This window comes from Sodalis sp. RH14, from assembly GCF_047324285.1.
Taxonomy (GTDB): Bacteria; Pseudomonadota; Gammaproteobacteria; order Enterobacterales; family Enterobacteriaceae; genus Acerihabitans.
Genome location: NZ_CP178739.1, coordinates 756,177 through 777,124, shown reverse-complemented (window position 1 = coordinate 777,124; position 20,948 = coordinate 756,177). Strand labels below are relative to the sequence as shown.

The following is a 20,948-nucleotide window of genomic DNA, read 5'->3' as shown; positions in this document are numbered from 1 at the left end:
CCTGCCCGGCCGGGGCCACGGTGATTACAGCAGGTCTTTGATCATCGCTTCCAGCTTTTCCTGGTCGACGGCGAACTTGCGGATCCCGTCCGCCAGTTTGTCCACCGCCATAGGATCCAAGTTGTGCTGCCAGAGGAATTCAGCCTCGGTCAGTTTGGCCGGACGCGGCTTGATCTCGCCCGTATAGGAAAGTTTACGCTCAAGGGCGCCTTCGGTGGCGGCCAGCTCTTTCAGCAGCGGCGGCGCGATGGTCAGGCGATCGCAACCGGCGAGTTCAATAATCTCGCCGACGTTGCGGAAGCTGGCGCCCATTACCACGGTGTCATAACCGTGTTCTTTGTAGTAACGGTAGATTTCCGTCACGGAAATCACGCCCGGATCCTGCTCCGGGGAAAACTCCTTGCGTTCGCCGTTGGCTTTGTGCCAGTCAAGGATGCGGCCGACGAAAGGCGAAATCAGGTAGGCCCCGGCCTCGGCGCAGGCGCGGGCCTGGGCGAAGGAAAACAGCAGCGTCAGGTTACAGTTGATGCCGGCCTTTTCCAGTTGCTCGGCAGCGCGGATACCCTGCCAGGTCGAGGCCAGCTTAATCAGGATGCGATCGTTGCCGATGCCGGCGTCGTTGTAGAGTTTAATCAGGCTTTTGGCTTTGGCGACGCTTGCCTCGGTGTCATAGGACAGTCGGGCGTCGACTTCCGTGGAAACGCGCCCCGGCACCAGCTTAAGAATTTCCAGCCCGATGTTGACCGCCAGTTTATCGGTGGCGTATTTGACCTGTTCCGCCGCGTCCCGGCTTTGATCACGCGCCCAGGCAACCGCCTGGTCGATATAGCCGCGGTATTCGGGAATCTGCGCCGCGTTCAGGATCAATGAAGGGTTGGTGGTTGCATCCTGGGGCTGATACAGTTTAATGGCGGTGATATCACCGGTATCAGCGACAACGGAGGTCATCTTGCGTAGGGCACTAAGTTTATCTGTCATGGTGGAATATCTCATTGTGAAGGGTGTGCATATCTTATGGCGTTGCACTGCCTTTTTTGATAATACCACGCGCAAGCATGGGTGCAAGCGAGGCGCCAGCGTAATGGCACCGCCCCGGCGGCAGCGCATTATGCGGCCATGGCAGGATAAAATCGGCCGCTGCCGGCCGCGGGTCGGCATAAGCGCCGCTTATCAGGGAAGACGAGGAATAAATGGCTGAACTCTTCAACTTTATCGACGATTTGTTATGGAATTCAGTGTTAATTTACCTGCTGATTGGCACCGGTCTTTGGTTTACTTTCCGCTCCGGTTTTATTCAGTTCCATTACTTCGGCCACGTGTTTTCCATCTTGAAGGGATCGGGCCGCGCCGACGGCGCGGGCATTTCACCGTTTCAGGCATTATGCACGACGCTTGCGGCGCGCATCGGCTGCGGCAACCTGACCGGCGTGGCGTTGTCCCTGGTCATCGGCGGGCCGGGAGCGATATTCTGGATGTGGCTGGCCGCGTTTATCGGCATGGCCACCGCCTTCTTCGAAAGCACCCTGGCGCAATTATATAAGGTGCGCGACGGCCGCGGCCATTACCGGGGCGGCCCCGCCTGGTATATGGAAAAGGGCCTGGGCCTGCGCTGGATGGGCGTACTCTTTACCTGCTTTCTACTCATAGGCTACGGCGGTATATTCAGCGCGGTGCAGGCCAGCGCCATTACGCAGTCGCTGCATGACGCCTGCGGATTCGCGCCTTACCAGACGGGGCTGGGCCTGGCGGCGTTAAGCGGACTGGCCATGTGCGGCGGCCTGCGTCTTATCGCCCGGCTTTCCCAATGGCTGGTCCCGCTGATGGCCTTGTGCTATGTGCTGCTGGCGGCCTGGGTGATGGCGCAGCATGCCGGACGCCTGGGGGCGGTGGCGGAGCTGGTGTTCAACAGCGCGTTCGGCCTGCCGCAGGCCGCGTCGGGAATCCTGGGCTATGGTTTTTCCCAGGCCATTTTCCAGGGCGTGCAGCGCGGGCTGTTTTCCAACGAGGCCGGCATGGGCTCGGCGCCCAATATCGCCGGCGCCGCCACGCCCTGGCCGCCCCACCCCGCGTCGCAGGGATATATCCAGATGCTGGCGGTGTTTATCGATACCATCGTCATCTGCAGCGCCACCGCGGCCATTATCCTGACGTCGGGCGCGCTGGAACAGGCCGCGCCCGATCTCGGCGGCATCGCCCTGATCCAGCGGTCATTGCTGGCGGCGACGGGACAGTGGGGCACGCCGTTTATGGTGATGGTGGTATTTATTTTTTCCTTTACCTCGATTATCGCTAATTACGCCTACGCGGAAAGCAGTCTGCGTTTTTTCCGCCATCGCTCCAAACGGCCGGTGCAGATATTGCGCGTCGTGGCATTGGCGACGGTGATGTTGGGCTGCCTGGCGGAAGTACCGGTATTATGGCGGCTGGCGGACCTGGCGATGGGCCTGATGACCCTGACCAACCTGATTGCGCTGCTGCTGCTGTCGCGCATCGCCCTGATGCTGGCGCGCGATTACAATAGCCAGCGCGCGGTCGGCAAACTGCCGACGTTCTACGCCGCGAATTTCCCCGCTATCGCGGCGCAGCTGGCGCCCGGCAGTTGGGACCGCCCGGCGGCGCGCAAATCAACATGACCGCCGCTTATCATCCCGCTGACCTCCAGCCCTTAAGAGACAGGAACCGTACGACATGCTAATCGTTATCTCCCCGGCCAAAACGCTGGATTACACCAGCCCGCTGGCGACCCGGCGTTATACCCAGCCCGAGCTGCTGGCCCGCGCCGAAAAACTGATGCGCGTGTGCCGCAAACTGACCCCGGCGCAGTTATCCGGCCTGATGGGCATCAGTGATAAGCTGGCCCAGCTTAACGCGGGGCGCTTTCAGTCTTGGCGGGCGGATTTTTCACCCGACAACGCCCGGCAGGCGATCCTGGCGTTTAAAGGCGATGTCTATGCCGGCCTGGCGGCGGAAAGTTTCAGCGAGGCGGATTTCGACTTCGCCCAAACCCATTTGCGCATGCTGTCCGGCCTGTACGGCATACTGCGCCCCCTGGACCTGATGCAGCCCTATCGCCTGGAAATGGGTATCAGGCTGGCGAACCCGGCCGGGCCGGACTTATACCATTTCTGGGGAAAAACCCTGACTCAAAAGCTCAACGAGGCGCTGACGGCGCAAGGCGATAACGTGCTGATTAACTTGGCGTCCGGGGAGTATTTTAAGGCGGTGATAAAGGACCAGTTGGCCGCGCGGGTGATCAAGCCGGTGTTCCTGGATGAAAAAAACGGCAAGTATAAAGTGATCAGTTTCCACGCCAAAAAAGCGCGCGGCATGATGAGCCGGTTTATCATCACCCGGCGGCTGACGCAGCCGGAACAGCTGGCCGCGTTCAATGACGGCGGTTATGCCTATGCGCCGGAGGAATCCAGCGGGTCGGAGATGGTCTTTAAACGACCGGCACGCTAGGACGGCGGGCGTGATGCGCGATAGCGCGGCCGTCCTATCGCACGGCGGCGCGGGCCCGAATGCCCCGCGGTGAAACCGGCGCGGTGGTACGGTCATGGCGGCTGTACCACCGCGCCGGCCGGCGGCTGAACCGGCGGCGGTCGTGGCGGATTACTGCGGCAAGGCCATCAGCAGGGCGCGCAGCTGACCAAAGTCCGCCGGCAGCCGGCTTGACAGCAGCGGCAGGGTCGCCCGCAGCGCCAGCGCCTTGGGCAGCGGCAGCGATTGGCCCAGCACCGCGTCCACGGTTTCCTTAAACTTCGCCGGATGCGCGGTGCCCAGGAACAGGCCGGACTCCCCTGGCTGGAGCTGGTCGCGCAGTAACCGGTAGGCAATAGCCGCATGAGGTTCCGATATATACCCCAGTCCCGCCAGTTCGCGCATCGTGTCGCGGGTAACATCGTCATTCACGCAGCCGTAGGCCAGGGTATCAAGGCGCCAGTTCTTACGCCGGAACAATTCCTCCACGCGCGGCCAGTTGTTCGGCTGGCTGACATCCATGGCATTGGATAGCGTCGCCACGGTGGCGTTGGGCAACCATTTCCCGTCGGCGAGAAAGCGCGGCACGGTATCGTTGGCGTTGGTGGCGGCAATAAAGCGTTTAATCGGCAGGCCGAGGGATTTTGCCAATAGGCCGGCGGTCAAATCGCCAAAATTGCCGCTGGGCACCGAAACCACCAATTGATTGCGTTGCTCCTGCGAGAGCTGCGCCGCCGCTTCGAAGTAATAGCAAATCTGCGCCAGCAGGCGGCTGATATTAATCGAGTTGGCGGAGTTCAGCCCCAGTTCGTGCTTGAGTTGCTCGTCGTCGAACGCATGTTTGACCAGCGCCTGGCAGGCGTCAAAGTCGCCGTCAATCGCCACGGTATGGATATTGCCGCCCAGGGTGCAGAACAGTTTTTCCTGCAGCGGGCTTATCTTGCCGTGGGGGTACAGGATCACCACCCGGACATTTTCCAGCCCGTAGAAGGCGTGCGCCACCGCGGCGCCGGTATCGCCGGAGGTGGCGGTGAGGATGGTGACCGGCTGGCCCCGGGCGACTTCGGTCAGCATCTGCGCCATAAAGCGGCCGCCGAAATCCTTGAACGCCAGGGTCGGGCCGTGGAATAGCTCCAGGACCGATATATCCTCGCTCACCTTGACCACGGGGGCCGGGAACTCGAAGGCGGCCTGCACCCGTTTATGGATAACGTCCAACGGCAGCTCGTCGCCGATATAGGCCGACAGGATGCGCGCGCTGCGGGTCACCAGATCGAGATCCAGCAGGGCGTCGATTTCCGTCGAGGCGAACTCCGGGAGATCGACGGGGAAAAACAGCCCCTGCTGGCGTCCCAGCCCCTGCTTTATCGCCTGCGCGAAGCTGACCTGCTCGTTATGATCTTTAATATTATACAGTTTCATACGTTATCCCATCACTCGCGCGCCGGTGGTATCCAGGCGGCATATATGAACAAAACCCTCATCATTTTGCAGGTAGTGCTGCTCCAGCCAGCCGGCCAGGCGCTGCGCGGTATCTTCCCGATCGCAGACCGCAAACAGCGTCGGTCCCGAGCCGGAGATGCCGCAAGCCAGGGCGCCGATACTGGCGCAGGCCTGGCGCGCTTCGGTAAATCCCGGCAGCAGTTTGGTGCGGTAAGGCTCGGCAATCACATCCTTCATCAGTTTTGCCGCCAGAGCCGGCTGCTGGGTATGGCTGGCGTGGATAAAACCCGCCAGGAAACGCCCGTGGCTGATGCAATCCTGCCGGCGATATTGAGCGGGCAGGATTGCCCGCGCCTCGGCGGTGGAGACCTTGATGCCCGGATAGGCCATGACCCACAGCCATTCGCTGAAACCGGGCACCTGCTGGCTGATGATACTGTTTTCCTCCAGCATCAGCTGGATGCCGCCCAGGAAACAGGGCGCCACGTTATCATAATGAACGCTGCCGGAAATACGGCCTTCCATTTCGCCCATCAGCGTCAGCATCTGGTTTTCATCCAGCGGATAACCGCAATGGGCGTTCATCGCCACCAGCGCCGCCACCACCGAACAGGCGCTGGATCCCAGCCCCGATCCGATGGGCATGTTTTTTTCCAGCCGCATGGCCACCGGGACGGTTTTACCCACCGCCTGGCAAAAACGTTCCCAGCATTGATAAACAATATTCTGCTCGGTTTCGGCCGGCAGCTTGCCGGCGAAACGCCCTTCGTTGCACAGGCTGAACGCCGCCGCGTCCTCCACCGTCACGCAGTCCCCGAGCAACGTACCGTCCACGGGCGATACCGCGGCGCCCAGCACATCAAAGCCGACACTGACATTGCCGATCGAGGCCGGCGCATACACCTTAACCATTTTAGACTCCCAGCTTCCATGACAACGTACGCAGAAGATCCGCGAATACGCCCGCGGCCGTCACATCATTGCCGGCGCCGTAGCCGCGCAACACCAACGGCAACGGCTGGTAATAACGGGTATAGAACGCCAGCGCGTTTTCGCCATCCTTCACTTTGTACAACGGATCGTTGCCATCCACCGCCGCTATCTTAACCTGGCAGCGGCCATCCCGGATGCTGCCGACATAACGCAGCACCTGGCCCTGTTCCCGCGCCATGGCGACTTTAGAGGCAAAGGCGTCGTCAAGACCCGGCAGCCGCGCCAGGAAACTGTCGGTATCGCCGGCGCTGTCAAAATCCGCGGGCAGCACCGGCTCGACGTCGATGGACTCCAATTCAAGCTGATAACCCGCCTCGCGCGCCAGAATCAATAACTTACGCGCGACGTCCATCCCTGACAAGTCATCGCGCGGGTCCGGTTCGGTATAACCGAGCGCCCTTGCCGCCAGCGTCGCCGCCGACAGCGACATGCCCTCGTCCAGCTTGCCGAAGATAAACGACAGCGACCCGGAGAGAATACCGGAAAAACGTACCAGTTCATCACCGGCGTTAAGCAGGTTCTGCAAATTTTCGATAACCGGCAGGCCCGCGCCCACGTTGGTGTCGTAAAGGAATTTACGCCGCGACCTGGCGGCGGCGGTGCGCATCTGCCGGTAATAATGCATCGAGGCGGTATTGGCTTTCTTATTAGGCGTCACCACGTGGAAGCCGTCGGCCAGGAAGTCCGCGTACTGGTCGGCCACCGCCGCGCTGCTGGTGCAATCGACGATCACCGGATTAAGCAGATGATACTCCTTTACCAGACGGATCAAGCGTCCCAGGTTGAACGGCTCCTTGGCCTGCGCCAGCTCCTCGCGCCAGGTTTCAAGCGAGATGCCGTGCACGCTGGTCAGCAACGCCCGCGAGTTGGCGATGCCGCAGACGCGCAAATCGATATGCTTCGCTTTCAGCCACCGATGCTGGCGATGGATCTGCTCGATAAGCGCGCCGCCCACGCCGCCGGCGCCGATGACAAACACCTCGATCACCTGGTCGGTGTTAAACAGCATCTGGTGCGCGACACGCACCCCGGTGGTGGTGGCGTCGTTATCCACCACCACCGAAATCGACCGCTCGGACGATCCCTGGGCGATGGCGACAATATTGATATTGGCGCGCGCCAGGGCCGCGAACAGCTTGGCGGACAGGCCGCGCTGGGTGCGCATACCGTCGCCGATGACCGAAATAATCGCCAGTTGGGTCATGACGTCGAGCGGCTCCAGCAGGCCGTCCTTCAGTTCCAGGTAAAATTCGTCTTCCAGCGCCTTGCGCGCGCCGTTCAGCTCATGATGCGGCACGCAAAAGCTGATGCTGTATTCCGATGAGGATTGGGTAATCAATACCACCGAACTGCCGGCCCGGGACATGGCGGCGAAAACCCGCGCCGCCATGCCGATCATCCCCTTCATGCCGGGGCCGGAAACATTGATCATCGCCATATTGTTTAAATGGGTGATGCCCTTAACCGGATTATCGCTGTCGGGATCGCTCTGGCCGATAAGCGTGCCGGGCGCCTGCGGGTTTTCGGTATTTTTTATCAGGCAGGGTATCTGGAACTGGGCAATCGGCGCGATGGTGCGCGGATGCAGCACTTTGGCGCCGAAGTACGATAATTCCATGGCCTCCTGGTAGGACATGGATTTCAATAACCGCGCGTCCGGCACCTGGCGGGGATCGCAGGTGTATACCCCATCCACGTCGGTCCAGATTTCACAGCAGTCGGCGCGCAGGCAGGCGGCCAATACCGCCGCCGAATAATCGGAGCCGTTACGGCCCAGCACCACCAGCTCGCCTTTCTCATTACCGGCGGTGAACCCCGCCATCAGGATAATATGGTCGGCGGGAATGGCGGCGTCGTTAATGCGCCGCGTGGATTCCACGATATCCACGGTGGACTCCAGATAGCTGCCCTGCGCCAGCAGTTTTTCCACCGGATTTATTACCGTCACGGCATAACCGCGGGCGACGAACACCGCTTCCATAATGGCGATGGAGAGCTTTTCCCCACGGCAGATAATGGCGGCGTTGATACTGTCCGGACATTGCCTGAGCAAGGTAATGCCGTGCAGCAACTGCTTAAGCTGGCCGAACTCCTGATCCACCAGCTTGCGCAGGGCGGCGAAGTCAAAACCGGGCTGGGCCTGGGACAAGCCCTGCAGCAGCTCGGAGAAAATACGCTCGGCGTCGTTCATGGCGGGCTGGATATCCAGCCCGCCGAGCGTCTTGTCGATCATCGACACCAGGTGATTAGTGATCTTTGCGGGTGCGGAGAGCACGGCGGCGACCTGTCCCTGACCTGTATTACTTTCAATGATATCGGCAACGCGAATAAAACGTTCCGCATTGGCGACCGAGGTACCCCCGAATTTCAGTACGCGCATTTCTTTTCTCTCTCCTGGATTGAAGCTTAAAAAAAAGCCCGCACTGGTTAGGTGCGGGCTTTTTTCTGTTTATCCTGTATGCGTCAGCCCGCACCGCTACTTGTGGTATCGGTGGTGGTAATAATAATGGTGTTCAGGCTGATAAAACGCATGTCTTAAGCAATCTATATTATTTTTTAATGGCTTACTGGTAAAGCAATTGCCGTAAAAAGTCAATGTTAATTTGCGTTTGGCTATTTATCACTCAGCGCAGCGGTCGGAATTTTACTGTTCGCAATGCCCAATAATCATATAATAATGTGGCTGAAACGTATTCATATAGTTTTAAACGCCAGGTTATCGCTACGCCGTGGTATTATTTACTGGCAATACTTTTTCTATATCCTGCAGCAGTTGGTGCAACATCGCGATGTCCCGCTGGGTCGCCAGTCCAAGCCGCTGATGCAGCCAATCGGTTAATTTATGATCATCGCCGACGCTTAATTGCGTGAACAGCCGATCGAAGCGCTGATGCAGCGCAGCCAGTTGCCCGGGTATGGCCGGCGGGTGCTCCTGAGGCGCAATCCGGTTCAGCGCCGCCAGCTGATAACAGTAAACCATCACCGCCTGACCGAGATTCAGGGACGGATAGCCGGCCTGCATCGGCACGCCGGTCAGGATATCGGCCAGCGCCAGTTCCTCGTTGGTCAGGCCGGTATCTTCCCGTCCGAATACCAGCGCCGCCTGCGTTATCCACTGTTGTTTTTCCTGCATTTGCGGCAGCAATTGCGCGGCGGTGCAGTAATAGTGGAACCGGGCCCGGTGACGCGCGGTGGTGGCCACCGTAAAATCCACATCCGCCAGGGCGGCCGCCAGCGTGTCGAAATGAACGGCCCGTTCCAACACCTCGGTCGCGCCGTGGGCGACCCGGGCGGCGGCGGGCTGAAGGTGCGCGCGGCTGTCGACGATACGCAGCGAGCCGAACCCCATGGTTTTCATGGCCCGGGCCGCGGCGCCGACATTCTCCGGACGCGCCGGGGATACCAGGATAATATGCAATTGCATGGTGAGTCTCTTAAATCGCGGCGAATGACGCCGATATTATCATCATTCCACCGCTATTTCAGACCGCGTCGTTAAAGCTGAATCGAATTGGCGCTCTTGGCAAAAATGCTTAAATATGCTGGTATTTAAGGGATTTTCCGGAAATGCGCGCTGTCGTGGACGGTAATTTGATATATGTCAGCAAAATGAAATTTTCTTGCGTGGCAATTTCGTTTCGCGCTGTTATAGTGTTGTTAATAAGGGTAAGCTATACGGCATTTGAGCTTGAGAAAAAGCGGACCAAAATCAGGTTAGCGGTGCCAAGGTTATCCGTCGTTCGTCATCTGGAGCACGTTTATGTACTTTAGCCTCATGGCGTTGGGGATGCGGCATTATGCCCCGGGCAATGTTGTAGATAACCGCGGCTTTTGTACTTCCTCTTCCAATTTTGTTAGTAATTTTAGGTAGCAAACATGCAGACCCCGCACATACTTATCGTTGAAGACGAGTCAGTTACCCGCAATACCCTCAAAAGCATTTTCGAGGCCGAGGGCTACATGGTTCATGAAGCCACCGATGGCGCTGAAATGCATCAGATTTTGTCGGAAAACGACATCAACCTGGTAATTATGGATATTAACCTGCCGGGTAAAAATGGTTTACTGCTGGCGCGTGAATTACGTGAGCATGCAAGCGTTGCGCTGATGTTTTTGACTGGCCGCGATAATGAAGTCGATAAAATCCTCGGCCTGGAAATCGGCGCCGACGATTATATTACCAAGCCGTTCAATCCCCGCGAGCTTACCATCCGCGCGCGCAACCTGTTGTCGCGCACCATGAATCTCGGCGGTGGCGGCGAAGAGCGCAAACTGGTGGAAAGCTATAAATTCAACGGTTGGGAACTGGATATCAACAGCCGCTCATTGTTAAGTCCCACCGGCGATCATTACAAGCTACCGCGCAGCGAATTTCGCGCCATGCTGCACTTTTGCGAAAATCCGGGCAAAATTCAATCCCGCGCCGAACTGCTGAAAAAAATGACCGGTCGCGAACTCAAAGCACACGATCGTACCGTGGATGTCACCATCCGCCGCATCCGCAAGCATTTTGAATCCACCCCCGACACGCCGGAAATCATCGCTACCATCCATGGCGAAGGCTATCGTTTCTGCGGCGATCTGGAAGAATAATCGCCCCATGGCATCACCACATCGGGCGTCCGCATGGGCGCCCGATGTTATTATTGACCGACTTTATTCATGCTGTGTGGTCCAGGGAATAATCGGCACCGCGCTCAGGGCATTTTTCGGCGATCCTTCCACCACCCGGTCCGAGTAGGACAGGTATACCAGCGCATTACGCTTCGCGTCATAAAAACGAACCACCTGTAGCCGCTTAAAAACCAGCGATGTGCGTTTTTGGAATACAACGCTGCCGGTCTGTTTACCGTTCTTGATTTTATCCGTCAGGGTAATGGGACCGACCTGCTGGCAGGAGATGGCCGCGTCCGAGGTATCCTCGGCCAGGCCCAATCCTCCCTTGATGCCGCCGGTCTTGGCCCGGCTGAGGTAGCAGGTGACATTCTGCACATCAGGGTCGTCAAATGCCTCCACGACAATCTTGTGATCGGGGCCAAAGAGTTTGAAAACAGTGTCAACGGAGCCGACTTCCTCGGACCGGGCGACGCCGGTGGCTGTCAAGCCGAGCAACAATACGGAAAAAAACAGTTTATTCATAGAGATAGACTTCTTTTCAATGGACGGATCGGCGGCGGGGCGAAGACCGCGTACGGGCTTCACTACCGGTGGTGAATTGCTGCTATCATGGCAGGTATTAATTAGCTAATAAATCTTTGACGGTCGAACTGCAAAAAAATTGCTATCATGCGTCAACTTTTTTCATTGTGCCCTAAATGCTTTTTTGAGGATGATCTATGGATCAAGCCGGTATAATTCGTGATCTGTTAAGCTGGCTGGAAGGACATCTTGACCAGCCGTTGTCCCTGGACAATGTCGCCGCAAAAGCCGGTTATTCCAAATGGCATTTGCAGCGGATGTTCAAAGAGGTAACAGGTCATGCCATCGGTGCGTATATCAGGGCCCGCAGGTTATCCAAAGCGGCCGTGGCATTGCGTCTGACCAGTCGGCCGATCCTGGATATTGCCCTGCAATACCGGTTCGACTCGCAACAAACCTTTACCCGCGCGTTCAAAAAACAGTTCACCCAGACGCCCGCGTTATACCGCCGGGCGGAAGAATGGGACTCCAGCGGCATCCGGCCGCCGATCCGGCTGGAAAAATGGGAAATGCCGCAGCCGCAATTTATCGTCCTGCCGCCGATGCAGCTGGTGGGCCTGACGCAAAGCTATTCCTGCACCCTGGAGCAGATCACCACGTTCCGTACCGAGTTGCGCATTCAGTTCTGGCGCCAGTACCTGGGCGAGGCAAAAACCATTCCGCCGGTACTGTACGGCCTGAACCACTCGCGCCCCAGCCAGGAAAAGGATGACGAACAGGAGATCCTGTATACCACCGCCATCGAACCCCAGGACGTGCCCGATAATGTACAAAACGGCCAGCCGATCGCGCTGGACGGCGGCGATTACGCGCAGTTTATTTATAACGGCGCGTCCGACGGCCTGCAGAGCTTTATTTTAACGTTGTATGGCACCTGCCTGCCGATGATGAAAATGACCCGCCGCCGCGGACATGATATCGAGCGTTTCTATCCGCAGGAAAGAGCGCCCGATGCGCCCGCGCCGCATACCATCCGCTGTGAATATCTGATACCGGTGCGACGCTAACGCTGGATTTCATCCAACGCCGGCATATCCAGATGCGAGGTGTCGCCCGCGGTCTCCACCACCCAGCCGGGCGCAAGCCAAGGGCTTTGCTGGAAGTCCATGCGGGAAATAGAGCAGTTGCGTAACCGTAGCCGGCGCTCGGCATAGGGCGGCAAGCCCAGGACGGTACTGATAAGGCACCCCAGCGCCATGCCATGGCTCACCAGCAGGGGCCTGCTGCCGGCGGGCAGTTCACGGCAGCTGTCCAGCGCCGCGTGCATGCGCTGCGCCAGTTCGGTCATCGATTCCCCCTTGGGAATGCGCCCGTCGGGCGTTCCGTTAACCAATTGCTTGCGCCAGCTTTCTTCTTCCAGCGTCAGGGTATCGATATCGCGCATTTCCAGCACGCCCATGTCCAGCTCGCGCAGCCGGGGGTCCGGGCGAACATCGCAGCCGCAGGCCCGGGCGATGATATCGGCGGTATGGCGCGTGCGTCCGAGGTCGCTGCTGATGATATGGGTAATACCCATACGCTGCACGCGTTCAGCGACCTGTTGCGCCTGGCGCTGGCCTTTGGCGGTTAACGCGCTGTCGGATTGTCCCTGGATACGGCGCAAGGCATTCCATTCTGTTTCGCCATGGCGAACAAGATAGACCTGTAACATGGTTTTTTTCCGTTATACTGCGTGAAAATGACTGGAGTGATAAAAACATTATGTATTATGTGGTGGCTGCAACGACTAACCCGGCTAAAATCAATGCCATTCTCCAGGCCTTTAACGACACCTACGGGCCCGACAGCTGCCGCGTTGAAGGCATAGATGTCGACAGCGGCGTGCCGTCGCAGCCCATGGGCGATGTCGAAACCCGCAGCGGGGCGCGGAATCGGGTCATGGCCGCGCGTCAGGTTTGTCCCGAGGCGGATTTCTGGGTCGGTGTCGAGGCGGGTATTGCAGATAATATGACCTTTGCCTGGATGGTTATTGAAAATACGCACCTGCGCGGTGAATCTCGCTCCGCCAGCTTAATATTACCAGAAAGTATATTACAGGGAATCATTGAAGGGCGGGAATTAGGCCAGGAAATGGCCAGATTGACCGGAATTACGGATATTAAACGCCAGGGCGGCGCCATCGGCGTGTTTACCGCCGGCAGGCTGACCCGCAGCAGCGTCTATTATCAGGCCCTGCTATTGGCGCTGGTGCCGTTTAATAACGCCATCTACCAGACCAGCCGCGGCCACGGCGGTTAATCCGGCAAATGCCGCAGATGATGCTCCAGCCACTGTTTTAATTCAGGCGATGCGGCCTTGAGGCTATTGGAACCACGGGTGATGGTGGCAATGCCGGTGCCAAGCGAATTCTTTAATTCGCGCTGGCTCATCTCGCCGTCCAGCAGCGCCCGGATAATGCGGATGCGCGTGCCGATGGCTTCGCGCTCATCGGCGGTCAACATCAGTTGCAGCAACGGCACATGCATACCGTCGGCAAAAGCCTGCCCCAACAGCACGGCAAAATGCCGCCACTCCTGCTCATGCCGCGGCACATCGCCGGCAACGGAGGTGGTAATGTCATTCATAAGCGCCCGCCATACCTGTTAACGAGTACAGCAGTCTACCCTATTTTCCCCGCCGGTTCAGTAACGCCGTTGCCACTCTGCGTCCGTCAGCACTTTTGCGGGCTGACGCAGGAAATAACGGTAAAAGACGTCATAGGCCAGGACATTTTTCACGTAACCGCGGGTTTCCGAAAACGGAATGCTCTCAATAAAAGCCACCGCGTCGATACGCCCCGCGCTGTTGCCAAGCCAGGTGTTCACCCGCCCAGGGCCGGCGTTATAGGCCACGCTTGATAAGATCCGGTTGCGGCCGAACATCTGGTACACATATTCCAGGTAAGTGGTGCCCAACTCGATGTTGGTTTGCGGATCCAACAGCTGGCTGGTGTTCATATAACTGCTGATATTAAACATTTCGGCGGTATGCTTGGCCGTGGCGGGCATCAGCTGCATCAGGCCGGCCGCGCCGACCGGCGACAGTGCTTTAGGATTCCAGGCGCTTTCCTGGCGGGCTATCGCCATGGCGTAACTCTGGCTTATCCCTTTATCGTCGGTGGCGCGGCGAAATTCATTATGCCAGGCCAGGGGAAAACGCTCTTCCAGATGATCCCACAGCTTGCCGGTAATCGTCGCCTGCACGCTCAGGTCGGGCCATTGCTGTTCAAAGGCGTAACGCGCCAGACCTTCCTGTTCCGTCCGGCTCAGGCTGGCCACGAGGGAGCTCCATTCGTTCCTGGCCAGGTTATCCATATTCCAGTACATCAGCTCGCGCACGCGGGCGATTTCCGGCCGTTTGATAAGCTCGGGGGCCGGCGCGACCGCGCGCGCCACATTGACGGCATAATTGACGCCCAGTTCCTGCGCCGCGACCATCGGGTAAAAACCGCGTCCCTGCATCAAATCACGCAGTATCGGCTCGCCGTCGCTTTTGCGCCCCTGGTTGATAAGCAATACCGCGCGCCAGTAGCGCCACTCCTCTTTCTGGCGGGCGTCCTCCGGCAGGCGGTCCAGCCAGGCGGCCACCGCGCGCATATCGCCTTGTCCCAGCGACATGCGGATACGCCGCTCGAGCAATGCGGTGGAGTGGCCGCGTAAAATAACGTTGTCGCGCCAAGCGGCCTGTTCCGGCGTGGCGTCGGTGCCCATCAGGCGCCAGGCGACGCTTTCCTCGAGATCGAGGCGATCGCCGTCGTCCATTTTCTGCAGCCGCACCAGGGTCGGCAGCATGGCGCGGGCATTTTCCACATCGTCGCGGGCCAGGCGCGCAAAGGAGATAATCGTGGCCTGGCGGGTTAAATCCGTCGGTCCCACGCTTCTGGCAAAGCCTTCCAGGGTCGCGGGATTATCCTGTAATGCCGCCAGCGCGCTGCCCATGGTCTGGTATTCAATCGGCAATTGTTTCGACAGCGCGTTCACCAGGTTGGTATTGTCCTCTTTCATCGCCAGGCGCATCCGCTCGAGGATCGCCAATGGCCCGCGCTGCCCGGCCTGATCCCAGACGCTGAATAATTTGTTGCAGCTTTCCGGCAGGGAATGGCCGTTGAGCCAGATCTCCTTGGCGCCGTCCCAGGCCGCCTGCTGCGCCCCGGTGGCCCATTTGGCGTAATAAAAGTTGCAGCGCGCGGAGACCGGTTTCGGCGGCTGCGGACTGAAGGCCAGCAGCCCCTGCCAGTCCTGGCGCTGGGCCAGCTCATTGACAAAGCGGGCCGACAGCGAGCGTGCAGGCATAAGCGTCGGGTTGGCATCCATAAAGGCCTTAACCTGCGCCGTGCTCGCCTGGGAAAGATCCTGCGACAAGGCGCGGTACTCCAGATAGGGATACAGGGGATAATCACGCAGGGTGGGCATCAGCTGCGACACCACATCCATTTGGTTGCTATCCCACGCCTGCTTAACCTGCTGATAGCGCTGGCGCTGCGCATCGATTGAGTCCGCGTGCGCGCTGCCGGTTGCGGCCACCAGGCTTGCCAGCGCGCAGATAAAACCCGCGCCCACATACCGCCATCCGTCCACCTTGACCATATCCACTCTATCCTCAGCGTAATGTCTTTTTGCCGCGTCCTTTTCCGGACGCCGGCGCATTCATTCAGTTTGCCATAAATCCGGTTGCTGTCACCATGCTAGCTAAGCAACCGGGCGTATGCCAGCGGCAGCGGCGACAATCGTCATTATTTTCGCGGTTATTTTTTTTAGCGGCGATAATAAGCGCAAAGCGGGCCGGCGACGGCAGCGCGCTGGATCACATTACTGATTTTTAACGGTAGCGAACGCGGGTTGCCCCTATACCCGGTTCTGGGGTTGGGTTACGCTGCGCAACTGAGCACGCAACGCGTAACCGTCTATTTACCACGGGCATGTCAACCGTGGGCTGTGGCCCGTGCCTGTTTGCCCCGGTCTAAAAGAATTGCAACTACCGAATGATGTTTGCAACAAACATGCTTTAAGGTGATGGAAAGTGAAATTGAAAAACAACCTGATGCTTATCTTTCTGAGTTTCTTGGTTTTATGCATACTCCTGGTAACGTTAAAAGAAATTGGCATTTGGAACGGGCATGATTGGATCGCTCATTTCCAGAGAATGATTTCGTTGAATAACGAATTGGCGCACAATCAGTTCCCTCCCTTGTTTGATTATTGGTCGCCCGGGCAATTCGGCTACTCATGGCAGCTATTTTATCCGCCGTTGACATCCTTGCTGTTTTTGGCGGCGAAAGCGCTGACATTTAATACCGCTGATATCATTAGCCAGATGAAAATGGTGTATTTCCTCCTCTTCATCATTGCCTTTTTTTCGACCTATTATGCCGCGAAACGAGAGCATTCGTCTTCCCAGGCCGGGTTGCTCTGCGCCATATTATTTATCACTTCCGGATATTTCCTGACCAATATCTATGTTCGCTTTGCCTTGGGCGAAAGTTTGGCCATGTCGCTGATGCCGCTGTTTATCAGGGGCTGCAATTCCCTTATCCGCGATCGCCGGGATATCTGGCTGCTGCCGTTTAGCGCCTTAGGCGTATTTTTAGCCAATATCCCGAGCATGGTGGTGCTTTTAGTGTTTTTTGTTTTATTTTGCCTGCTCAACGCCCGGGCAGTTTTTATTAAAGCCAATATAACTTTTTTTCTGATGTCGTTTCTCATTGTCGTCTCGATTAGCGCATTTTATTGGGCGCCTTTGTTTTATCATATCCATAATTCAGATATTTTCGCCACCAGCGGCAAGCTGCTTAAGTACGACGACCTGTTAAAGTTCAGCAGCGGCCTGACGGAAACCCTGCTGTCGCTGTCCTCTACCTACGGCGTATCCGAACCGGGCATGTTTTTATCGGTGGGCGTTATCCAGCTGCTGCTCGCCGTGGCCTATCTGAAATGGGGTAAATCCGGCGCGTCGAAGAAAATGATCCTAATAGCTTTATTGTTTATCATTGCCACTACCCACTTAATACCCTGGAATAACATTCCCGATAGCGTGCCGGTGTTAAAATTAATCCAGTTTCCGTGGCGGCTGCTGTCCTGCGCCACCGCCATCATCGCTTTGCATGCGTCGGGCATGCTGGCGGCGATGATGGCGCGGAAAAAAGCGCTGGTCATGCTACTGGCCTGCCTGTGCATCGCGGGGATGTATCCTCTTATCCATAAGGCCTTAAGCGTACGTTATCTGAATGTGGATACGTCCTCTCTTTATGATGATTACCTCAATAACCACAACGTGCGCCCCGAGAACTTCGATCATCTGAAAATCAACGACTTCGCTTTCTTCGCCAACCCCGCAGCCGCCATTATCGGCACTACCTATCGCCAGGGCTATCCGGCGATGATCATACGGGCGCAGGGGACGCAAACCGTTACCCTGCCCTATATTATGTATGCCGGCTATTACCTGCTGGTGGACGGCAAACGGCGGGACACCGTCCGGCTGGACAGCGGGCTGGTCGGCGTTGCCCTGACCGACGGCGAGCACAGCGTCACGTTAGCCTATCATCGCTCTATTGTGATTATCCCCGCGGTCACCAGCCTGCTGTCTTTGCTGGTGACGGTGCTGTATTTTACCCGCCGGCGCATACGGGCCTCCGCGCTGCCGGCGCACGATACCAACATCGTCCGGTGATGGCTGGGATCGCATGCGAAAACGGGCTAAACTGGGCGCTTATCCATTGCGACACTTGGCGCACTGCCCGTACATGCTCCGCGCAGGCCGCGGGGCATAGCTAAAACCAGATAGAAAGAGGCTCTTAACAACGTGGCTCAATACGTCTATACCATGCATCGCGTCGGCAAAATCGTGCCGCCGAAACGTCATATCCTGAAAGATATCTCGCTCAGCTTTTTTCCCGGCGCCAAGATCGGCGTGCTGGGGCTCAACGGCGCCGGTAAGTCCACCCTGCTGCGCATCATGGCCGGCATCGACACGGAAATTGAGGGCGAGGCGCGGCCGCAGGCGGGTATCAAAATCGGTTATCTGTCCCAGGAGCCGCAGCTGAATTTAGAGCAAACCGTGCGCGAGGCGATTGAAGAGGCGGTTGGGGAAGTCAAACAGGCGCTGACGCGCCTGGACGCGGTCTATGCCGCCTATGCCGAACCGGATGCGGATTTCGATAAGCTCGCCAGGGAACAGGGCGAACTGGAAGCCATTATCCAGGCCCATGACGGCCATAACCTGGAGAACCAGCTGGAACGCGCCGCCGATGCACTGCGCCTGCCGCCCTGGGATGCGAAGATAGCCACCCTGTCGGGCGGGGAACGCCGCCGCGTGGCGATTTGCCGCCTGCTGCTGGAAAAACCGGACATGCTGCTGCTCGATGAGCCGACCAACCATCTGGATGCGGAGTCGGTCGCCTGGCTGGAGCGGTTCCTGCTGGATTACGAAGGCACCGTGGTGGCCATTACCCATGACCGCTATTTCCTGGATAACGTGGCCGGCTGGATCCTGGAACTGGACCGCGGCGAGGGCATTCCCTGGGAAGGCAACTATTCTTCCTGGCTGGAGCAAAAAGATCAGCGCCTGGCGCTGGAAGCCTCATCGGAAACGGCTCGGCGCAAATCCATCGAGAAGGAACTGGAATGGGTGCGCCAGAATCCCAAGGGACGCCAGTCCAAAGGCAAGGCCCGTCTGGCGCGCTTTGAAGAGCTTAACAATGTGGAATACCAAAAGCGCAACGAGACCAGCGAGCTGTTTATTCCACCCGGACCGCGCCTGGGCGACAAAGTGCTGGAGGTGGAAAACCTCAGGAAATCCTATGGCGACCGGCTGCTGATAGACAACCTGTCGTTCTCGATCCCCAAAGGGGCGATCGTCGGCATTATCGGCCCGAACGGCGCCGGCAAGTCGACCCTGTTCCGTATCCTGTCCGGCAAGGAACAGGCGGACAGCGGTACGGTAACGCTGGGCGATACGGTGCAGCTGGCCTCGGTTGACCAGTTCCGCGATAGCATGGATAACAGTAAAACCGTCTGGGAAGAAGTGTCCGGCGGCCAGGATATTATGCGCATCGGCAACTTTGAAATGCCGAGCCGCGCTTATGTCGGCCGTTTTAACTTCAAGGGCGTCGATCAGGGCAAACGCGTCGGCGAACTGTCCGGCGGCGAGCGCGGGCGGCTGCATCTGGCCAAACTGCTGCAGGTGGGCGGCAATATGCTGCTGCTCGATGAACCGACCAATGACCTGGATGTGGAAACCCTGCGCGCGCTGGAAAACGCCCTGCTGGAGTTCCCCGGCTGCGCCATGGTGATCTCCCATGACCGCTGGTTCCTCGACCGCATCGCCACCCATATCATTGACTATCAGGATGAAGGCAAGATCGAATTCTTTGAAGGCAACTTTACCGAATACGAAGAGTGGAAAAAACGCACGCTGGGCGCGGAAGCGCTACAGCCGCACCGGATTAAATATAAAAAAATGTCCTGATAGCGCCAGCGATGGGCGCCTCATGCCAATGAGGCGCCCTGGACCGGCGAATTTTTTCTTCATTGACGCAGGCAACCTTGGCGGGGGTTTAGTTTAGCTTGCGGCTGGCGCCAGGCTTACCGTTGCCCCAGCAGGTCCCGCACCAGATCGATGCATTGCAAAAAGCGCTGGTCATAGTCCGGCGCGTCGATGCGCACAAAGGGAATATTATTCGCGTTAAGCAGGTCCTCCAGCAGCCGCTGGAAACCGTCGCGATCCACCGGATTGCCCAGGCTGCGCAACCCGTCGGCCACCCAGGGCGTATTATTCTTTAATAAAATAACCAAATCAAAACGGTACTCGTCAATCATCGCCTGGACAAAGGGATGCTCGCGGCCATGATAGCGTTTGCAGAACGCCTGGCTGGTAACGAAATCCGTGTCGATAAACGCCACTTTATTGGCGTATTTCACCGCGAAGTCGATATATTGCGCCTGGCCCAGGGCGATCTTGTCGTAGTCGGAATACTGCAGCGCCATTTCATCGCCGCCCAGATGGGAGAAAATGTATTCACGGCCGTACTCCCAGGCGCTGCTGGTATTAAAGATATTGGCCAGTTTATTGACCATGGTGGATTTACCGCTGGACTCGCCGCCGATTAACGCCACGGTGCGGACAAAGAACGGCTTGACCTCGGTCGGGATATATTCCCAATAACGGAACGGATCCTGGCGGATTTGCTCGCCGCTGATCGACATAAACGACCGGTTGGGGTCGACCAGTATGGTCTCGATGCCCAAATGCTCGCGGTAGCGCGACACATCCCGCGCTTCGCTTGAATAGATAAACCCCGGCGCGATGCCCTTCTCTTTCATAAAGGAGGTAATGCCGCGGCTCCAGACATCCCAGCCGTGCGGATAAGGCTCCATGCCCTGCTCGTTAAAGGCGTGGATATGGATGTTCTTCTGGTATTTAAAGGTTTGCAACAGCCAGCGCAGCCTGTCACTGACGGTGGGCTGCTGCGACATGGCGCTGTCTTCAAATAATTTGCGATCGCGCGGCTCGTCGTAGCCGAGGATCACGTGCAGCTCGTCCACCTGGCTGCACGCCCGCTGGATCAGGTAGATATGGCCGGTATGCAGGGGATAGAACTTGCCGAAAATAACGCCGATTTTCCTTTCCCGCCGCGGAAACTCCAGCCCGAGGAAACGGTGGATGGCCTCCAGCTTCTGCGCGCTGGGGCTTTTGATTTTGGCGTTCAGCAACTGGCTGAGGTAGCCTTTGGTCATGCCGCTGGCCTCGGCGACCTGCTGTAGGGTACATCCCTGTTGTTTAATCGCACTCTTCAGGTAATCGAATGACGACATACGCCTCCCTCTGATGGCTTAAGCAAAAATCCGCATGGCGTC

At 57.8% G+C, this 20,948-nt stretch carries 18 protein-coding genes and 1 other annotated feature; of the genes, 7 read left to right on the top strand and 11 right to left on the bottom strand.

Going from position 1 to position 20,948, the window contains the following annotated elements:
* Nucleotides 1-24 precede the first annotated feature (24 nt).
* Nucleotides 25-978 (bottom strand): transaldolase, encoded by a 954-nt coding sequence (gene tal, locus ACL2XQ_RS03440; protein WP_413740060.1) that lies wholly within the window; start codon nt 976-978, stop codon nt 25-27.
* Nucleotides 979-1,190: 212 nt separating this feature from the next.
* Here tal and ACL2XQ_RS03435 point away from each other — a divergent pair, with 212 nt between their 5' ends.
* Nucleotides 1,191-2,633: an alanine/glycine:cation symporter family protein gene (locus ACL2XQ_RS03435; protein ID WP_413727168.1), complete on the top strand. Its 1,443-nt coding sequence runs from the start codon at nt 1,191-1,193 to the stop codon at nt 2,631-2,633.
* Between the two features lie 55 nt (nt 2,634-2,688).
* A complete protein-coding gene (gene yaaA / locus ACL2XQ_RS03430) occupies nt 2,689-3,462 on the top strand; it encodes a peroxide stress protein YaaA (protein WP_413740059.1) in 774 nt (257 codons plus the stop codon).
* Between the two features lie 150 nt (nt 3,463-3,612).
* Here yaaA and thrC read toward each other — a convergent pair whose 3' ends face one another.
* The 5 genes from thrC to ACL2XQ_RS03405 all read right to left on the bottom strand — a co-directional run bounded on the left by thrC (nt 3,613) and on the right by ACL2XQ_RS03405 (nt 9,340).
* Nucleotides 3,613-4,902: a threonine synthase gene (gene thrC / locus ACL2XQ_RS03425; protein WP_413722112.1), complete on the bottom strand. Its 1,290-nt coding sequence runs from the start codon at nt 4,900-4,902 to the stop codon at nt 3,613-3,615.
* A 3-nt stretch (nt 4,903-4,905) separates the two neighbouring features.
* Nucleotides 4,906-5,835 carry a homoserine kinase gene (gene thrB / locus ACL2XQ_RS03420; protein ID WP_413722111.1) on the bottom strand — a complete coding sequence of 310 codons (930 nt, stop codon included), beginning with the start codon at nt 5,833-5,835 and terminating at the stop codon, nt 4,906-4,908.
* 1 nt (nt 5,836) lies between these two features.
* Nucleotides 5,837-8,296 carry a bifunctional aspartate kinase/homoserine dehydrogenase I gene (gene thrA / locus ACL2XQ_RS03415; protein ID WP_410016474.1) on the bottom strand — a complete coding sequence of 820 codons (2,460 nt, stop codon included), beginning with the start codon at nt 8,294-8,296 and terminating at the stop codon, nt 5,837-5,839.
* 27 nt (nt 8,297-8,323) lie between these two features.
* Nucleotides 8,324-8,441 (bottom strand) — a sequence feature (Thr leader region).
* Nucleotides 8,380-8,448: a thr operon leader peptide gene (thrL, locus tag ACL2XQ_RS03410; RefSeq protein ID WP_410016628.1), complete on the bottom strand. Its 69-nt coding sequence runs from the start codon at nt 8,446-8,448 to the stop codon at nt 8,380-8,382. Its footprint overlaps the feature before it by 62 nt.
* 190 nt (nt 8,449-8,638) lie before the next feature.
* A complete protein-coding gene (locus tag ACL2XQ_RS03405; protein WP_410016475.1) occupies nt 8,639-9,340 on the bottom strand; it encodes a tRNA/rRNA methyltransferase in 702 nt (233 codons plus the stop codon).
* Nucleotides 9,341-9,792: 452 nt separating this feature from the next.
* On the opposite strand from ACL2XQ_RS03405, the gene arcA reads away from it, so the two are divergent.
* On the top strand, nt 9,793-10,509 hold the full coding sequence (arcA, locus tag ACL2XQ_RS03400) for a two-component system response regulator ArcA (RefSeq protein WP_162364033.1): 717 nt from the start codon (nt 9,793-9,795) through the stop codon (nt 10,507-10,509).
* Nucleotides 10,510-10,572: 63 nt separating this feature from the next.
* Here the strand turns inward: arcA and creA are convergent, their stop codons facing one another.
* Nucleotides 10,573-11,055 (bottom strand): protein CreA, encoded by a 483-nt coding sequence (gene creA / locus ACL2XQ_RS03395; protein WP_410016476.1) that lies wholly within the window; start codon nt 11,053-11,055, stop codon nt 10,573-10,575.
* Nucleotides 11,056-11,252: 197 nt separating this feature from the next.
* Here creA and robA point away from each other — a divergent pair, with 197 nt between their 5' ends.
* Nucleotides 11,253-12,122: an MDR efflux pump AcrAB transcriptional activator RobA gene (gene robA / locus ACL2XQ_RS03390; protein WP_413722108.1), complete on the top strand. Its 870-nt coding sequence runs from the start codon at nt 11,253-11,255 to the stop codon at nt 12,120-12,122.
* Here robA and gpmB read toward each other — a convergent pair.
* Entirely contained in the window at nt 12,119-12,766 is a 648-nt protein-coding gene (gene gpmB / locus ACL2XQ_RS03385) for a 2,3-diphosphoglycerate-dependent phosphoglycerate mutase GpmB (protein WP_413740058.1), read from the bottom strand. The two genes, robA and gpmB, sit on opposite strands and share 4 nt — an antisense overlap.
* Nucleotides 12,767-12,816: 50 nt before the next feature.
* Here gpmB and yjjX point away from each other — a divergent pair, with 50 nt between their 5' ends.
* Nucleotides 12,817-13,353 carry an inosine/xanthosine triphosphatase gene (gene yjjX / locus ACL2XQ_RS03380; RefSeq protein ID WP_410016479.1) on the top strand — a complete coding sequence of 179 codons (537 nt, stop codon included), beginning with the start codon at nt 12,817-12,819 and terminating at the stop codon, nt 13,351-13,353.
* Here yjjX and trpR read toward each other — a convergent pair.
* Together trpR and sltY are read right to left on the bottom strand one after the other, a co-directional pair.
* Nucleotides 13,350-13,679 carry a trp operon repressor gene (gene trpR / locus ACL2XQ_RS03375; protein WP_410016480.1) on the bottom strand — a complete coding sequence of 110 codons (330 nt, stop codon included), beginning with the start codon at nt 13,677-13,679 and terminating at the stop codon, nt 13,350-13,352. The two genes, yjjX and trpR, sit on opposite strands and share 4 nt — an antisense overlap.
* 57 nt (nt 13,680-13,736) lie before the next feature.
* On the bottom strand, nt 13,737-15,671 hold the full coding sequence (sltY, locus tag ACL2XQ_RS03370) for a murein transglycosylase (RefSeq protein WP_410016629.1): 1,935 nt from the start codon (nt 15,669-15,671) through the stop codon (nt 13,737-13,739).
* Nucleotides 15,672-16,245: 574 nt separating this feature from the next.
* On the opposite strand from sltY, the gene ACL2XQ_RS03365 reads away from it, so the two are divergent.
* Nucleotides 16,246-17,763 carry a hypothetical protein gene (locus ACL2XQ_RS03365; RefSeq protein WP_413740057.1) on the top strand — a complete coding sequence of 506 codons (1,518 nt, stop codon included), beginning with the start codon at nt 16,246-16,248 and terminating at the stop codon, nt 17,761-17,763.
* 132 nt (nt 17,764-17,895) lie between these two features.
* Nucleotides 17,896-19,560 carry an energy-dependent translational throttle protein EttA gene (ettA, locus tag ACL2XQ_RS03360; RefSeq protein ID WP_410016482.1) on the top strand — a complete coding sequence of 555 codons (1,665 nt, stop codon included), beginning with the start codon at nt 17,896-17,898 and terminating at the stop codon, nt 19,558-19,560.
* Nucleotides 19,561-19,676: 116 nt separating this feature from the next.
* Here the strand turns inward: ettA and nadR are convergent, their stop codons facing one another.
* On the bottom strand, nt 19,677-20,906 hold the full coding sequence (gene nadR, locus ACL2XQ_RS03355) for a multifunctional transcriptional regulator/nicotinamide-nucleotide adenylyltransferase/ribosylnicotinamide kinase NadR (protein WP_410016483.1): 1,230 nt from the start codon (nt 20,904-20,906) through the stop codon (nt 19,677-19,679).
* Between the last annotated feature and the right edge of the window lie 42 nt (nt 20,907-20,948).

Excerpts from the sequence above, each read along its gene's own strand:
- tal (WP_413740060.1), bottom strand. The coding sequence starts at position 978 with ATGACAGATAAACTTAGTGCCCTACGCAAGATGACCTCCGTTGTCGCT.
- ACL2XQ_RS03435 (WP_413727168.1), top strand. The coding sequence starts at position 1,191 with ATGGCTGAACTCTTCAACTTTATCGACGATTTGTTATGGAATTCAGTG.
- yaaA (WP_413740059.1), top strand. The coding sequence starts at position 2,689 with ATGCTAATCGTTATCTCCCCGGCCAAAACGCTGGATTACACCAGCCCG.
- thrC (WP_413722112.1), bottom strand. The coding sequence starts at position 4,902 with ATGAAACTGTATAATATTAAAGATCATAACGAGCAGGTCAGCTTCGCG.
- thrB (WP_413722111.1), bottom strand. The coding sequence starts at position 5,835 with ATGGTTAAGGTGTATGCGCCGGCCTCGATCGGCAATGTCAGTGTCGGC.
- thrA (WP_410016474.1), bottom strand. The coding sequence starts at position 8,296 with ATGCGCGTACTGAAATTCGGGGGTACCTCGGTCGCCAATGCGGAACGT.
- ACL2XQ_RS03405 (WP_410016475.1), bottom strand. The coding sequence starts at position 9,340 with ATGCAATTGCATATTATCCTGGTATCCCCGGCGCGTCCGGAGAATGTC.
- arcA (WP_162364033.1), top strand. The coding sequence starts at position 9,793 with ATGCAGACCCCGCACATACTTATCGTTGAAGACGAGTCAGTTACCCGC.
- creA (WP_410016476.1), bottom strand. The coding sequence starts at position 11,055 with ATGAATAAACTGTTTTTTTCCGTATTGTTGCTCGGCTTGACAGCCACC.
- robA (WP_413722108.1), top strand. The coding sequence starts at position 11,253 with ATGGATCAAGCCGGTATAATTCGTGATCTGTTAAGCTGGCTGGAAGGA.
- gpmB (WP_413740058.1), bottom strand. The coding sequence starts at position 12,766 with ATGTTACAGGTCTATCTTGTTCGCCATGGCGAAACAGAATGGAATGCC.
- yjjX (WP_410016479.1), top strand. The coding sequence starts at position 12,817 with ATGTATTATGTGGTGGCTGCAACGACTAACCCGGCTAAAATCAATGCC.
- trpR (WP_410016480.1), bottom strand. The coding sequence starts at position 13,679 with ATGAATGACATTACCACCTCCGTTGCCGGCGATGTGCCGCGGCATGAG.
- nadR (WP_410016483.1), bottom strand. The coding sequence starts at position 20,906 with ATGTCGTCATTCGATTACCTGAAGAGTGCGATTAAACAACAGGGATGT.